Origin of the sequence: Olleya sp. R77988 (genome assembly GCF_044594215.1) — a bacterium.
Classification (GTDB): Bacteria; Bacteroidota; Bacteroidia; order Flavobacteriales; family Flavobacteriaceae; genus Olleya.
The window spans coordinates 2,773,487-2,789,952 of record NZ_CP138988.1; the positions used below are offsets into that span (position 1 = coordinate 2,773,487).

At 30.6% G+C, this 16,466-nt stretch carries 13 protein-coding genes and 1 pseudogene; 5 read left to right on the forward strand and 9 right to left on the reverse strand.

Features of this window, described 5'->3' with window-relative positions; translation table 11 throughout:
* Positions 1–14: 14 nt before the first annotated feature.
* The 7 genes and pseudogenes from SJY17_RS12560 to SJY17_RS12590 all read right to left on the reverse strand — a co-directional run bounded on the left by SJY17_RS12560 (position 15) and on the right by SJY17_RS12590 (position 10,362).
* Positions 15–755, reverse strand: coding sequence for a hypothetical protein (locus tag SJY17_RS12560; RefSeq protein ID WP_397362908.1), 741 nt, complete (start codon positions 753–755; stop codon positions 15–17).
* Between the two features lie 35 nt (positions 756–790).
* Complete coding sequence (locus SJY17_RS12565) at positions 791–2,137, reverse strand: MFS transporter (protein WP_397362909.1); 1,347 nt, start codon at positions 2,135–2,137, stop codon at positions 791–793.
* Between the two features lie 90 nt (positions 2,138–2,227).
* Entirely contained in the window at positions 2,228–3,058 is an 831-nt protein-coding gene (locus tag SJY17_RS12570) for a M48 family metallopeptidase (RefSeq protein ID WP_397362910.1), read from the reverse strand.
* Positions 3,059–3,182: 124 nt separating this feature from the next.
* Positions 3,183–5,591 carry a glycoside hydrolase family 31 protein gene (locus tag SJY17_RS12575; protein ID WP_397362911.1) on the reverse strand — a complete coding sequence of 803 codons (2,409 nt, stop codon included), beginning with the start codon at positions 5,589–5,591 and terminating at the stop codon, positions 3,183–3,185.
* A gap of 170 nt (positions 5,592–5,761) precedes the next feature.
* Positions 5,762–7,669, reverse strand: coding sequence for a 1,4-alpha-glucan branching protein GlgB (glgB, locus tag SJY17_RS12580; RefSeq protein ID WP_397362912.1), 1,908 nt, complete (start codon positions 7,667–7,669; stop codon positions 5,762–5,764).
* 18 nt (positions 7,670–7,687) lie between these two features.
* A pseudogene (locus tag SJY17_RS12585) lies at positions 7,688–8,953 on the reverse strand (glucose-1-phosphate adenylyltransferase).
* Positions 8,954–8,958: 5 nt separating this feature from the next.
* Positions 8,959–10,362, reverse strand: a complete 1,404-nt coding sequence (locus SJY17_RS12590) for a glycogen synthase (RefSeq protein WP_397362913.1) — start codon at positions 10,360–10,362, stop codon at positions 8,959–8,961.
* A gap of 134 nt (positions 10,363–10,496) precedes the next feature.
* On the opposite strand from SJY17_RS12590, the gene msrB reads away from it, so the two are divergent.
* The 3 genes from msrB (at position 10,497) to lpdA (ending at position 12,987) form a co-directional block, all read left to right on the forward strand.
* Complete coding sequence (gene msrB / locus SJY17_RS12595) at positions 10,497–10,982, forward strand: peptide-methionine (R)-S-oxide reductase MsrB (protein WP_397362914.1); 486 nt, start codon at positions 10,497–10,499, stop codon at positions 10,980–10,982.
* Positions 10,975–11,526: a DUF1572 family protein gene (locus SJY17_RS12600; RefSeq protein ID WP_397362915.1), complete on the forward strand. Its 552-nt coding sequence runs from the start codon at positions 10,975–10,977 to the stop codon at positions 11,524–11,526. Before msrB ends, SJY17_RS12600 begins: the two co-directional genes overlap by 8 nt.
* A gap of 84 nt (positions 11,527–11,610) precedes the next feature.
* Positions 11,611–12,987, forward strand: coding sequence for a dihydrolipoyl dehydrogenase (lpdA, locus tag SJY17_RS12605; protein WP_397362916.1), 1,377 nt, complete (start codon positions 11,611–11,613; stop codon positions 12,985–12,987).
* A 77-nt stretch (positions 12,988–13,064) separates the two neighbouring features.
* On the opposite strand, the gene aroQ is transcribed toward lpdA, so the two are convergent.
* A complete protein-coding gene (gene aroQ, locus SJY17_RS12610) occupies positions 13,065–13,481 on the reverse strand; it encodes a type II 3-dehydroquinate dehydratase (protein ID WP_397362917.1) in 417 nt (138 codons plus the stop codon).
* Between the two features lie 81 nt (positions 13,482–13,562).
* Entirely contained in the window at positions 13,563–14,084 is a 522-nt protein-coding gene (locus SJY17_RS12615; RefSeq protein ID WP_397362918.1) for a porin family protein, read from the reverse strand.
* A 178-nt stretch (positions 14,085–14,262) separates the two neighbouring features.
* On the opposite strand from SJY17_RS12615, the gene xerD reads away from it, so the two are divergent.
* Both xerD and SJY17_RS12625 read left to right on the forward strand, forming a co-directional pair.
* Complete coding sequence (gene xerD, locus SJY17_RS12620; protein WP_397362919.1) at positions 14,263–15,159, forward strand: site-specific tyrosine recombinase XerD; 897 nt, start codon at positions 14,263–14,265, stop codon at positions 15,157–15,159.
* A gap of 109 nt (positions 15,160–15,268) precedes the next feature.
* Positions 15,269–16,411, forward strand: coding sequence for a PAS domain-containing protein (locus SJY17_RS12625; RefSeq protein WP_397362920.1), 1,143 nt, complete (start codon positions 15,269–15,271; stop codon positions 16,409–16,411).
* The last annotated feature ends 55 nt before the right edge of the window (positions 16,412–16,466 follow it).

Consider the following 16,466-nt stretch of genomic DNA (forward strand, 5'->3'; position numbering starts at 1 on the left):
ATAATATTTGTGTTCTAATTTAAAGAATATGATGTTAAAGCACTATGATCTGCAGAACCAATAGACTCTATTAACCCTACATTTTTGGCATAGTAGTAATCTGTATAATCTACTGTTGTATTTCCTGGTATTGTTAGTGCTAATTTAACATGCAATACATCTGTATAATCATTACCTTCTACAGTTCTTGTTAAATCTCTTCCAATCATTTCAAAAGTATAGTTAGCCTGAACAGGTATGTCTGGAATTTCAGGAAAACCTGCTTGATTTGGTGTATACGATACAACATAATCAACTTCTGTTGACCATGTCTCTCCTACTAGAGCACTATCTTTAAGTAACGCAACTTCAATATCAGAAGTTGAAATATCATATCCAGGTATTGGAAAATTATCAGCAGATTGTCTCGTATAGTATACATCACCAGATTTTCTTAAATAAGCTTCAGCTCCAAATAAGTAATCAAACTTATAATAATCAAATCCGTCAATAGTTTCTATAGAAACCATACTATAACTTACAGATCCATAATAAGTTGAATTAAAATCCCATTCATTATTAATTTCTCTAGGCCAATAATCTCCAGAAGAAGTTTCTTCTTGAACATTATTAACACTTCCTAATCCTGTTGGCCCTGTAGATCCAGCTGTATTGGTATTGTTTGTTAAGTCAAAACCATCTAAAGGTTCATTTTCGCAACTAAAAACTAACAAAACTAAAGTAAGAGATAAAAGTGGTAAAAGTATTTTTTTCATTTTATAAAAAATTATTGATAAACAAACTTAACAAATTAATTTAATTCTCCTTGTTTAGGAACTCTAAAAAGTAGGACAATACCAATTAAGAAAAATACAAATAAAAACAAGATGGCATTACGCATACTTCCTGTTATTTGGTCTATAGTAGCAAAAATCACCATACCAATTACAATTCCTATTTTTTCTGCTACATCGTAAAAACTAAAATATGAGGTTGTATCTTCTGTCTCTGGTAAAAACTTTGAATATGTAGATCTTGCTAAAGACTGTACTCCACCCATAACCAAACCAACAAATCCAGCTGCTATATAAAACTGTATTGGTGTTACCATAAAATAGGCATAAAAACATAAAGCCATCCAAATACAATTTACAATTATAAGTGTCTTAATATTTCCGTATTTTGCAGATGCTCTAGAGGTTAAAAAAGCACCTAGTATTGCTACTAATTGAATAATTAAAATACTTACTATTAAACCCATAGTTTTAGCATCAGAGCCTCCCCAAGCAATTTCTTCTTCTCCAAAATAGACTGCTACCAACATTATAGTTTGTACTGCCATACTAAACACAAAAAATGCTACTAAATAACGTTTTAATCTAAGGTTTTGATTTAATTGTATCCACACTGTTTTTAATTCTTTTAATCCATTAAAAACAACCGCTTTTGTAACTTTATGTCCTTTAGATACACCTTTAGGCAAGATGTAAAATGAATATTGACTAAACCCAATCCACCAAATACCAACCATTATAAAAGAGTAACGCATTGCTACTTGTGAAGCGGTTTCTATAACCTTTCCATTTTCTGTTATATTATCTTCGATGGATAATAATTCTGGACGCAAAACCATAAAAAGATTTATTAATAATAGTAGTACACTACCAACATAACCTAAACTAAATCCTTTAGCACTAATACTATCTTGTTGTTCTGGATAAGCAATATCTGGCAAATAAGAATTATAAAACACCAAACTTCCCCAATATCCAATTAATCCCATAAAATAGAATAACAAGCTTAAATGAATACTTTCTAAACTAAACCAGTATAGCCCAATACATCCAAGACCTCCTACATAACAGAAAAATTTTAAAAAATTTTTCTTGTTACCAACATAGTCTGAAATACCAGATAAAATTGGTGATGTAAAAGCCACTACTAAAAATGTAAATGCTGTAACATAAGTAATTAAAGCTGTGCTTTTAAAAACCATTCCAAAAGCATGTACTACTTTTTCTGTTTGAGAAACAAATAATGCAGAATAAAATATAGGAAATATAGAAGACGCAATAGTTAAAGTGTAAACTGAATTTGCCCAATCATAAAATGCCCAAGCGTTAAGTAGTTTTTTACTTCCTTTTTCTAGTTTTGCCATTTATTAGTTGTTAGTTAATGTATAAAAATACAAAAGCTGCTCTTTTATAAAGAGCAGCTTCGAAAGTAATTAAATATTTTTAAAAGTAACTTAATATTTACCTAAAGGTCTAAAACTTGATACACCAAACTTTTTAGCTTCAGCTTTAGCAGTTGGCGCTAATGCAGTTAAATTAGTTATACGTGTTTGATTTGCTGGATGCGTACTTAAAAATTCTGGTGGTGCTTGTCCTCCACTTGCTTTTGCCATACGTTTCCATAATTCTGCAGCCTCATCTGGATTATATCCAGCTAATGCTGTTAAATACAAACCTATTCTGTCTGCTTCTGTTTCATGACTTCTACTAAAAGGTAACATTCCTAAAACACTAGATCCTACACCATAATATTGGTTAAAAGCATTTCTAGTCTTATCATCTTTTATTGCAATATTTCCAGCAACAGCTAATCCTTGTTGTAACATTCCAGCACTCATACGTTGCTGTCCATGATTAGCTAGTGCGTGTGCAACTTCATGACCCATAATTGCAGCTATAGCTGTTTCGTTTTCTGCAACTGGTAAAATCCCAGTATAAAATACTATTTTACCTCCTGGCATACACCACGCATTAACAATATCCTCGTTAATTAAGTTGTATTCCCATTTATAATCATTTAAGTAACCTTGTTGACCATTTGCGTTTAACCAACGTTCCGCAGCTACAGCAATACGCTGTCCTACACGTTTAATCATATCTGCACGAGTTGTTCCAGTCTCTACTTTACTTTCAGTAAGTACTTGGTTATATTGTGCAAATGCAGTTGGAAACAATTGTGCATTAGACACAAATGCTAAAGTTTTTTTTCCAGTAAATGGGTTTGTTGCACAAGACAAAAACATTATTAATGTTAGTGTTACTACTATTGTGTTTTTAAATTTCATGGTAAATATTATTTATTCTTTTATAAAACTACAAAAACTTAGCCAAAATTACTCATTGCCTTAATTTCATTGTAAAGAAATATCGATAAACGTTAAAAATAGTCTTTAAACTGTATTATTTATACTATTGTTTTCCAAATAGGTGAATTTCTGTAAACTCTTTTTCAACAGAAATAGACTGAAAACCATTAGTATCTACTTTTTTCAAATCAATCTCTACATTATCAATTTGGAAAGAAGTAATTGTAAATGGTAAATTATGAAACACAAGGTTAAACTTACTATACTCAGCATTAAAATCTCCGCGTTTATGCTGTTGTAAAATTAATTCTTCTTTTTTACCTGTAACTTTAAAAGTACGTAAACTAAATCTTCCTTTTTTATAATCATATCCATCATGTGCATCATCATATAATTTTGAAGATTCTTTTCCTTCTTTGTAATATATATCTAAAGTTATTTCATCAAATTTCTTTTCTCCAACATATTGTTGTACAGGATATTTAGGTATTACTGCTCCTTCTTTTATAAATATTGGCATGCTGTCTAAATCTGCATCTACCCATACTTCTTTTCCGCCTTCTACAACTTCATCTGTCCAGAAGTTATACCAATTACCTTTTGGTACATACATACGTCTACCTTTTGCATTTGGTTCTTGAATTGGGCAAACTAAAATTTGTTCACCATAAATAAACTCATCACTTCTATAGTGGGTTCCATGATCTTCCTGATCGTATAAAACTAACGATTTTAGTATTGGCGTTCCATCGTTTATATACTTCCAAAATGCAGTATATAAATATGGTAAAAGCTGATATCTCAATTCAACAAACTTTCTTACTATACCTGTAATTTCTTCCCCAAAAACCCAAGGTTCTTGATCTCCATGATCACCAGAAGAATGTACTCTACAAAATGCATGAAATACTCCTAATTGTATCCAACGTGCAAACAACTCGCCTTGAGGTTGTTCTGCAAAACCACCAATATCACTTCCTGCAAAAGAAAAACCAGACATTGCCATACGTTGCGCTTGGTTGTTGGCTATTGCTAGATGTTCCCAAGTTGCAACATTGTCTCCCATCCAAGTGGATGTATAACGTTGTGCTCCAGAATAGGCTGATCTTGTAATTACAAAAGGTCTTTTTGGGTAGGCGTACTTTTTTAAACCATGGTAAGTAGCACGAGCCATTTGTGTACCATAGATATTGTGCGCTTTTCTGTGTGAACAAGGATTACCATCATAATCATGACGTACATCATCTGGAAATGATTTATTAGGAACGTCCATTACTGCTGGCTCATTCATATCATTCCACACACCTTTTACACCAATGTCTTCAATTAGTTCTTTAAACAAACCTGACCACCATTCTCTAACTTCTGGTTTTGTATAGTCTGGAAAATAACATTCTCCTGGCCAAACTTTTCCTTTCATGTATGGTCCATCTGCACGTTTACAGAAATAATCTTTATCTAATGCTTCTTTAAAAACATCGTATTCTAAATCTATTTTAATTCCTGGATCTATAATTACAACAGTTTTAAAACCATCGTCTTCAAGCTCTTTAACCATTCGTTTAGGGTCTGGAAAATGGTTTTTATCCCAAGTAAAACATCTAAAACCATCCATATAATCTATATCTAGATAGATTGCATCACAAGGAATTTTTAAGTCTCTAAATGTATTTGTTACTTCTTTTACATTTGCTTCTGGATAATATGACCATTTACATTGGTGAAACCCTAAAGCCCATAATGGTGGTAAAGCATGTGGTTTTCCTGTTAAATCTGTATAGTTTTTAACGACATCTTCCATTTGTGGTCCATAAATGAAATAATAATTCATTTCTCCACCTTGAGCCCAAAAACTGGCTACATTTCTTCTTTCGTGTGCAAAATCGAAATGAGATTTAAATGTGTTATCAAAGAAAATACCGTAAGATCTATTATCATGAATTGCTGTATAAAATGGAATAGCCTTATAGATTGGGTCAGTATTTTTACCAAATGCGTAAGAGTCTGTTGCCCAATTTTCGAATCGCTTTCCTTTTAAATTAACATCTACAGGTTTGTCTCCTAGTCCATAAAAACTTTCAGCTTTTTGACAAACCTTACTCATTTTTACAATGTCTCCTCCAAACTCATAGCTTTCTTCCCAATGAAAACCTATTTCGTCTTTGTTAATTAGTTTCTTATCAATAGCATCAAATAAAGCAACTTGCATGCTTAATTTTTCAACTTCACAAATTAGTTTTTTAGTTGTAATTATATAATGTGTATCTGTTTCAGTAACATCTAAAAAACTATAACCTCTACTTGCATGTATTGTGACTCCATAAGAAAAATCTTTTTCAAATTTTCCGGTTGTACTGTATCTAAAACGTATTACACTGTCTCTAACAACTGTGACTTGTAATACAACACCATTTTTTGAAAAAAAATGAAGTGTATCTACATCCTTTTTGTAGTTTATTATTTCTGAAGGAAATAAATTTCCTTTTTGTTCTAATTCTGTGTTTACAATCATAATTGCAATATTATTGGGTCATTAATATGTAAAAAAACGGAATTTTCACAGTCTTTAAAAGCAATAATAGTTGTAATTATTAAGAATTATTAACTATATCGTTTTCGATATTAAAAATTGAAGAATCATTAATTTAATTAATGAAAATAAAGGTTTTAGTAATATTAAATTTATTGATATTTAAAAACAACCATTCCTAATGGAGGAATTGTAATTTCTATCGAGTTTTTTCTAGAATGCCATAACTTAGCTTGGGATGTCAAGTTTTTATTTTCAAAATCTCCAGTACCAAAATATGATTTATCATCACTATTAAATATTTGTGTAAGTTTTCCTTTTTTAGGTAAGCCTATTCTGTAGTTTTCCAAAGGAACTGGTGTCATATTACAAGCTATTACAAGGTTATCTTTTGGTTTGTTCCCTTTTCTAATATATACTAAGACAGAATGTTCTGCATCTCCATAATCAATCCACTCAAAACCATCATGCGAGAATTGTTTTTCATGTAAAGCTGGTTGAGATTTATATAAAGCATTTATGGATTTTATGTACTCTTGCATGCCTTTATGTGGCTTATATTGTAATAAGTGCCAATCTAAACTAGTTTGAAAATCCCATTCTTCACTTTGACCAAATTCTGCGCCTTGAAACAATAGTTTTGTTCCAGGATGTGTAAACATATAACCATAAAGCATACGTAAATTTGCAAACTTTTGCCACTCGTCTCCAGGCATTCTATTTAATATAGATTTTTTACCATACACCACTTCGTCATGACTTAAAGGAAGCATAAAATTTTCGGTAAATGCATAGGTCATTGAAAACGTGATGTCGTTTTGATGGTGTTTTCTATAAATAGGCTCTTTTGCAAAATATTGAAGTGTATCATGCATCCAACCCATCATCCATTTCATACCAAATCCTAAGCCTCCTAAAAACACAGGTTTTGATACACCTGGAAATGCAGTAGACTCTTCTGCTATAGATTGTACATCTGGAAAATTACCATAGATAGCCTGATTTAATTCTTTCATAAAAGCAATTGCTTCTAAGTTTTCTCTTCCACCATAAATGTTAGGTTCCCACTCGCCTTCTTCTCTACTATAATCTAAAAATAACATAGACGCTACCGCATCTACACGTAATCCATCTGCATGATATTGATCCAACCAAAATAAGGCGTTACTAATTAAAAAAGACTTAACTTCATTACGTCCATAATTAAATATTAAACTTTTCCAATCTTGATGGTAGCCTTTACGTTTATCTGGATGCTCATATAAACATGAACCATCAAAAAAACCAAGTCCATGTGCATCTTCTGGGAAGTGTGATGGCACCCAATCTAATATGATTCCTATATTATTTTCGTGTAATTTATCTACTAAAAGTTTAAACTCTTCTGGATAACCAAATCGTGATGTTGGTGCAAAATAACCTGTAACTTGATAACCCCAACTTGGATCGTAAGGAAACTCCATAATTGGCATCAACTCGACATGTGTAAAGTTCATCTCTTTGACGTAGTTAACTAAATCATCAGCCAATTCGATATAGGATAAAAAACGATTTTCTTCTATTTGTTTTTTCCAAGAGCCTAAGTGGACTTCGTAGACTGAGTATGGTGCATCTAGAGCATTTTTTTTCTTTCTGGATAACATCCATTTACTGTCTTTCCAACTATAATCGTCTTCCCAAACTATAGATGCTGTTTTTGGGTTATGCTCATAACGTCTAGCGTAAGGATCTGCTTTTTCGGTTACAATTCCATTATTGTGGCTTTCTATTTTGTACTTATATGTTGTACCTTTTCCAATATTTGGTATAAAACCTTCCCAAATTCCGCTTTCATCCCAACGTACATTTAAAATATGTTCTCCTGCTTTCCAATAATTAAAATCTCCAATTACAGATACTTGTTTTGCACTTGGTGCCCAAACTGAAAAATAAGTACCTTCTACTCCATTTAATGTTATGACATGAGAGCCAAATTTTTCATATAACTTATAATGTTTTCCTGATTTAAATAAATTAATATCAAAATCTGTAAATAAGCTATGCGCTATTACTTTAGACATATAGTTTTTGTGTAAGCTTTATTTAATTATTGTTCCTTTTGGAATTGTAGCTCCTTTTTTAATAACAACTATACCGTCTTTAATTAGGTAAGTATCAGTTTCGATATCTTTTAAATTTGGTCCTCCTTCTATTTTGACATCATCACCAATTCTGCAATTTTTATCTATTATACAGTTATTTATATAACACCTATCACCTATTCCTAATAGGTTTTCAATTTTATTGTCTTCAATTGTTTTTAAAGATTCATAAGTATTATTACCCATCATATATGTGTTTAGTATGACAGATTCTTTACCTATTCTGGATCGTATACCAATAACACTTCTTTCTATTTTTGCTGCATGAATAATACAACCATCAGAAATTACTGTTTTATTTAAAAGTGTTCCAGATATTTTAGATGTTGGTAATATCCTTGCTCTTGTATACACACGATCATCTGCATAAAGGTTAAATTTGGGTATATCGTCTGTTAAACCAATATTGGCTTCAAAAAAAGAATCTATTGTACCAATATCTGTCCAATATCCTTCATATTGATAACTTAGTGTTTTATGTTTATGTATGGATTGCGGAATAATTTCTTTTCCAAAATCTATGGTATCAGGATTTTCCATTAATTTAATTAATAAGTCTCTATTAAAAATATAAATGCCCATAGAGGCTAGATAATTTCTGCCTTCACTTTTCATTTCATCACTAACATCAGAGGTCCAATCTGGTAACAATTCTGCTGCTGGTTTTTCTATAAAAGAAGTAATTATGTTATCATCGTCGGTTTTTAATAGTCCAAATCCAGTTGCATCATTTGCGTTTACTGGATAAGTTGCAATAGATATTTCTGCATTACTTGCTTCGTGTTTATCAATCATATCTTGCAAATCCATATTGTATAATTGATCTCCAGAAAGTATTAAAGCATACTCAAAATCATTTTGTAAAAAATGATGCATACTTTGTCTTACTGCATCTGCTGTACCCTGAAACCATTTATCACTTTGCATAGTTTGTTCTGCTGCCAAAACATCCACAAAAGCTGAGCTAAAAAAACTAAAATGGTAGGTGTTTTTTATATGTTTATTTAAAGATGCAGAGTTAAACTGTGTTAACACATACATCCTTTTAATATCTGAGTTTATACAATTAGAAATAGGTATATCCACCAATCTATATTTACCTGCTATTGGTACTGCTGGTTAAGATCTATCGGCTGTTAAAGGGTATAATCTGGAACCTTGTCCTCCTCCTAAAATTATAGAAAGTACTTTATTGTTAATCATATTTGCTAGTATATTGATTGGTATAAATTGATATATTCTTTTGCAGACACATCCCAAGAATGGTCTATGGTCATTATTTTTTTTCTAATTGATTTAAATTTAGTTTTGTCATTATATAGTAGAGTTGCTCTTTGTATTGCATACTCTACTTCTTCCGCATTTACATTATTATGACAAAGTCCAAAACCATCATTATTTATATCGATAACAGTATCTTTTAATCCACCAATACTTCTAACTATTGGTATTGTTCCATAACGTAAAGCATACATTTGATTAAGTCCACAAGGTTCTACCCTTGATGGCATTAATAAAAAATCTGCTCCTGCATAAATAATGTGTGATAGTCTTTCGTCATAACCAATATACGCATTATATTTTCCTTTAAAGGATGCTTTTAGGTTATTTAATTCATTTTCTGTTTCTGCTTGTCCTGAACCTAAAACTAAAATTGAAATATCTTCTTTTTCTAAACTATTTTTAAATACTTCAGAAAAAACATCAACACCTTTTTCTCCAACCAATCGACCTATAAATGCAAAAAGTGGTTTGGTTTCGTCTAAATTAAATTGTTTACATAACCATTTCTTATTGCCTTGTCTTCCAGATCGTACAGTTTTTATATTGTAATTTTTAATAATATAATGGTCAGTTTCTGGGTTCCAAACTTGTGTATCTATTCCATTTAAAATTCCGACACATTTATTAGTTTCATGACTTAATAATGCTTCTAATCCATTAGCGTTTTCTTTAAGTTCTTCCATATAACTTGGTGATACAGTTGTGACACGCCAAGCACATTTAATAGCTGCAGCTAGAGGATTGATAGTATTATTCCAATCTAACAATCCTGTTTTTGAACTATCAAACTCTGGAATTAAATGCAACTTATCATACCCAAACCAACCTTGGTATTGCGCATTATGTATTGTAGTAATAACTGGAATTTTATTTAGACTTTGATATTTAAAACTTTCTTGAAGCATAAATGGAATTAATCCTGTATGATGGTCGTGACAATGTATAATTTCTGGTTGCTCTTTTAAAATTAAAATCCAATCTAAAACTGCTATTTGAAATGCTAAAAAGCGATTGGTATCATCTGCAGAATACACGTAATCTTTAAAAAGTAATTCTGGTATATCAACAAAAAACACATCAAAATCTAAAATTTTGTCTTTTGTTTTTAAAATATTAAACACAAATTGTGATTCTCCTAAAATTAATGTCGCTTCATAAATCTTAGAAAAAGTATTTGTTTGCGTAAATTTATTATCATAAAAAGGCATTATCACAGAGGTTGGATGCCCTAAATTGTTTTGATATTTAGGTAAAGCTCCAACTACATCTGCTAATCCTCCAACTTTTGCAATAGGATAACATTCTGCGCTGACGTGTAAAATTTTCATTTAAATAAATTAATTATAAGTTGAAAAGTTACACTTAAAATTACAAACATTAAAATGTTATTTTTAATTTAAGTTAACGACTACAATAATTCAAATTTAAAATTTTACGATATCTTTATAATAAATTAAAAATTATGAAAAAAATTGCGATATTATTACTATTAGCTCTGTTTAATTGTAAATCAAATGCACAAGACAGCATTACAAAAGAAAAAAAAGAATCTCTTAAAATATCAAAAACAGATCAACAATGGAAAGCTGAATTGTCTGAAATGGAGTATTATGTATTAAGAGAAGCTGGAACAGAGCGTGCTTTTTCAAGTGCTTTAAATAAAGAATATAGAGAAGGCACATATAATTGTGCTGCTTGCGACACACCACTTTTTAAAAGTGAAAATAAATTTGATTCTGGAACTGGTTGGCCAAGTTTTGATCAAGAAATTGAAGGTAACGTTGCATTTGGAACAGATACCAAAATTGGATATACAAGAGACGAAGAACATTGTGCGACTTGTGGTGGACATTTAGGGCATGTTTTTAATGATGGTCCAAAAGAAACCACTGGAAAAAGACATTGTATAAATGGTGTTGCATTAAATTTTAAACCTAGTGATGAGTAATTATTTACCAAGTACAATTAAACAATTTGAGTATTATAAATGTTTAGGAGATAAAACCTTTGAGCAATTAAGCTTTGAAGAATTGTGTTTTAAACCAAACTCCTATACTAATTCAATAGCTATTATAACCAAACATATTGTTGGTAATATGTTATCGCGTTGGACTAATTTTTTAACCGAAGATGGCGAAAAAGAATGGAGACACAGAGACACTGAATTTGATAACACTTTTACTTCTAAAGAAGCACTTTTAGAATCTTGGAACACAGGTTGGAATTGCCTATTTAACGCTATCAAACCTTTAAATGACAATGATTTAGAACGTATTGTTTATATCAGAAATCAAGGTCATACAATAACAGAAGCTATTAACAGGCAATTAGCACACTACTCCTACCACATAGGTCAAATAGTATTTATTGGTACACTTATTAAAAATGAAGATTGGCAGTCACTATCAATACCAAAAGGTCAATCAAAGCACTACAATAAAGAAAAATTTAAAAAATCTAAAGGTCGTCGTCATTTTACTGATGATTTATGATTGTAATTTTTCAGATTCTAAATTCTTTATTCAAATTTGGTTTTGTAACTTCGTAGCTTCTTAAAAACTACAAAAAATAATAGAATGAGTAAATACGATGTTATTGTTCTTGGAAGTGGACCTGGTGGTTATGTAACTGCTATACGCGCTTCTCAATTAGGCCTTAAAACTGCTGTTGTTGAAAAGGAAAGTCTTGGTGGTGTATGTTTAAATTGGGGTTGTATTCCAACTAAAGCATTACTAAAATCTGCTCAGGTTTTTGAATATTTAAAACATGCTAGTGATTATGGTTTGTCTGTAAAAGAATACGATAAAGATTTTGATGCAGTAGTAAAACGTAGTCGTGGTGTTGCTGAAGGCATGAGTAAAGGTGTTCAGTTTTTAATGAAAAAAAACAAAATTGATGTAATCAATGGTTTTGGAACATTAAAAGCAGGTAAAAAAGTTGAAGTAGACGGAACAGTATATAGTGCAGACCATATAGTTATTGCAACTGGAGCAAGATCTAGAGAGTTACCTAGTTTACCACAAGATGGTAAAAAAGTAATTGGCTACAGAGAAGCAATGACATTACCAACTCAACCAAAAAAGATGATTGTTGTTGGTTCTGGCGCTATTGGTGTTGAGTTTGCTTATTTCTATAACTCAATGGGAACTGATGTAACTATTGTAGAATATTTACCAAATGTAGTACCTGTTGAAGATATTGATGTCTCTAAGCAATTAGAAAAAAGCTTCAAGAAAAGTGGTATAAAAATAATGACTTCTGCAGAGGTAACATGTGTAGACACCTCTGGAAAAGGTGTAAAAGCTACAGTAAAGACTGCTAAAGGTGAAGAAGTTTTAGAAGCAGATATTATTTTAAGTGCTGTAGGTATTAAAACTAATATTGAAAATATTGGTTTAGAAGATGTTGGTATTGCTGTAGACAGAGACAAAATTTTAGTAAACGATTATTACCAAACAAACATCCCTGGATATTACGCAATTGGAGATGTAACTCCTGGACAAGCTTTAGCACACGTTGCTTCTGCTGAAGGGATTTTATGTGTAGAAAAAATTGCAGGAATGCATGTTGAAGCTTTAGACTATGGTAATATACCTGGTTGTACTTATGCAAGCCCAGAAATTGCAAGTGTTGGTTTAACAGAAAAACAAGCAAAAGAGCAAGGTTACGATATTAAAGTTGGAAAATTTCCATTCTCTGCTTCTGGTAAAGCTAGTGCTTCTGGAGCTAAAGATGGTTTTGTAAAAGTAATTTTTGATGCAAAATATGGTGAGTGGTTAGGTTGTCATATGATTGGAGCTGGTGTTACAGACATGATCGCAGAAGCAGTTTTAGGTCGTAAGCTAGAAACTACAGGTCATGAAGTATTAAAAGCTGTTCATCCTCACCCAACTATGAGTGAAGCTGTTATGGAAGCTGTTGCAGCTGCATATGATGAGGTAATACATTTATAAAATAAAAATAGTTTTAAAATAGAAAAAGACGAATCATAATTGATTCGTCTTTTTTGTATATAATTTTATCTTTTTATTTACAAAAAACTCTGGATTGCCAACTCATAACTTTGTAGTCCAAAACCAAGTATAATTCCTTTTGCATTTGGAGATATAAAAGAATGGTGTCTAAACTCTTCTCTACCAAAAGTGTTAGATATGTGTACTTCTACTACAGGAGTTTCAATAGCTTTTACTGCATCAGCAATTCCAACAGAAGTATGCGTATATGCTGCAGCATTTAAAACTATTCCATCATGACTAAAACCAACTTCATGTAATTTATCAATTAATTCTCCTTCAATATTTGATTGAAAATACTCAATAGATACTTTTGGATATTTTGTTTTTATTTCATCTAAAAACTCCGTAAAACTTAAGCTTCCGTATATATTTGGTTCGCGTTTACCTAACAAATTTAGATTTGGACCATTAATGATGATTAGTTTTTTCATACTGTAAAAATACAAAAGTTATGGTATAAAAAAACCGAAGCGAGTTAAGCTTCGGTTTTAAAATATTTTTTTGATAATAAATTAGTTGAATTTATATCCAACACCAACCATCAATAAATTTGTAGTCGTACTAACATCTAAATCACCAGTATAGTAGTCATTTAATTGAAAAGAATATCTTGCTTCTGCAAAGAAATTATCATCAATATCATACCCTAAACCAGCTCCTAAAGAAATTCCAAATCCTGTAAAATCTTCTGGAATATCTTCTAAAGATATATCAAAGTGTGGTCCAGCTTGAATATTAAACTTGTCAGAAACATAGTATTTAGCCATAATTGGAATAGCTATACCATCTCCTCCATCGTCACCTGTACTAGCATATACTACTTCAGGTTGAACATGAAATACATCCGAAATTTCAATATCAGCGACACCTCCAATATAAAAACCAGACTCTGTAGCAGAAATTGAAATACCTCCAGACTCTGCAGAACCAGTTGCACTTAAATAACCTGCTGTAAGTCCAAACTGAGCATTCTGTGCGTTAACACTTGATAATCCAAATACTGCAACAGCAGCAATCATTAATAATTTTTTCATAATTTAATTAGTTTTATATGATTAATAAAGTTCAATCTATAAAATATTTTAGTGCCAACTTGAGGTTATTAACAAGTTATTAACATTTTTATTAACATCTCTTTTTTTTACACCTGAAAATCAATTAGTTATAAAACATATTTTTTTTGGCTCTTTTAATGTTTTATCTTTATAGTATATGAAATGGGTTCAAGCATTAACAGATTATACACTATATTTAAAAATTGAGAGAGGTTTATCTCAAAACTCTATTAATAGTTACATTTTAGATGTAAAAAAACTAATTGACTATCTAGAAACAAATAAAATATCTAAAACGCCAATAACAATTGATAATGAGACTATTAAGGATTTTATATATAACGTTGCTAAAACATTAAATGCAAGATCTCAATCAAGATTAATCTCTGGTTTAAAAGGTTTTTTTACCTATTTAGTATTTGAAGATTACAGAAAAGACAACCCTATAGACACTATTGAATCTCCAAAAATCGGTAGAAAACTACCAGATACATTAAGCGAGACAGAAATAAACAACCTTATTAAAGCAATAGATTTAAGTCATCCTCAAGGCGAGCGTAACAGAGCAATACTTGAAGTTTTATATAGTTGTGGTTTACGTGTTAGCGAATTAACAGATTTGAAAATTTCGGATCTATTTTTTGAAGAAGGTTTTTTAAAAGTAACTGGTAAAGGAGATAAACAACGCTTTGTTCCCATATTAGAAGACACACAAAAGTATATTAACATTTACAAGAAGCAAATTAGAACCCATCTTAATATTCATCCAGAGCATCAAGATATATTGTTTTTAAACAGAAGAGGAAAACAACTTACTAGAGCAATGATTTTTACTATAATTAAAAGGTTAGCAATAAAAATTAATCTTAATAAAACCATTTCACCTCATACATTTAGACACTCTTTTGCAACCCATTTACTAGAAAATGGAGCCGATTTAAGAGCTATACAATTAATGTTAGGTCATGAAAGTATCACAACTACAGAAATTTATACACATATAGATCGAAGTCATTTAACTACAGTTATCAATAACTTTCATCCTAGAAAATGATGCGTTTTATCGAATTTATTTGTTTTTAAACGATAAAATTTTATATATTTGTTTTGTCTAAAATTTTAGACTGAATCCCTAAAACTAACTTGATTAAAAAACCTACTTTATGTCAGAGTTATTTAATGGTATTCACTTAAATCCAAACACACCTCATTTTGAAAATGAGAAATGGCAACTTGCTCTAGAAATATCTAAAGTTGGTATCTGGGATTATAGTGCATCCACTAATCAAGTCTTTTTTTCTAAACCTTCAAAAGCAATAATAGGTTTTGAAGATGATTCCAATTTTGGAAAAAATCCAAACGATTGGAATAATCGTGTACACCCAGAAGATAAAGAAAAATACTTTAAAGATTTCCAAGATCATTTAAAAGGATTAAAACCATTTTATGAGAATAAGCATAGAGTGCTACATAAAGACGGATCATATAGATGGGTTTTAGATAGAGGGCAAATAATAGAAAAAGATCAATTTGGAGCAGCAACCAGAATAATTGGTACACACGTTGACATTACAGAGTATGCAGAAAACGATCAAAAAGTCCAAGAAACTTTAGATTTGGTAGTCAAACAAAACATTAAACTTCAAAATTTTGCACATATAGTAACTCACAATTTAAAGCAACACGCTGGTAATTTTGAAAGTTTATTAGGTTTTTATAAAGAAGCTGAGAGTGAAAAAGAAAAAATAGAAATTATAAATTACTTAAGTACTTTATCAAACTCTCTTACAAAAACTATAAGTAGTTTAAAAGAAATTGTATCTGTACAACACACTAATAACACCAAAATATCTAAACTTTATTTTGCAAAAGAATTAGATGGTATTATACAAAGTTTAAACTTTGTTATTACTGAAAACAATGCTGTTATTAATAATAAAATAGATCCAAAATATTATATATACTACAACCACTCCTATTTTGAAAGCATTTTTCAAAATACTCTTTCTAACGCTTTAAGATATAAACATCCAGATAGAGATCCTATTGTAAATGTGACTTTGGAAGAAGATAATGACAATCTAATTTTAAAGATTGAAGATAATGGTATAGGTATAGATTTAGAAAAGTATGGCGATTCTATTTTTGGTCTTTACAAAACTTTTCATCATAACCCAGAAGCCGAAGGTGTTGGTTTATATTTAGTTAAAAATCAAGTTGAAGCGTTTAACGGTAAAATTGATATTGAAAGTGAAGTAAATAAAGGAACTACCTTTATAATTACGATGCCGAATAATAAAATTTAATTTTACCTATGTATTTCATCGATTAAATCTGCACTTTATCTTGTTAAAGTGCGTT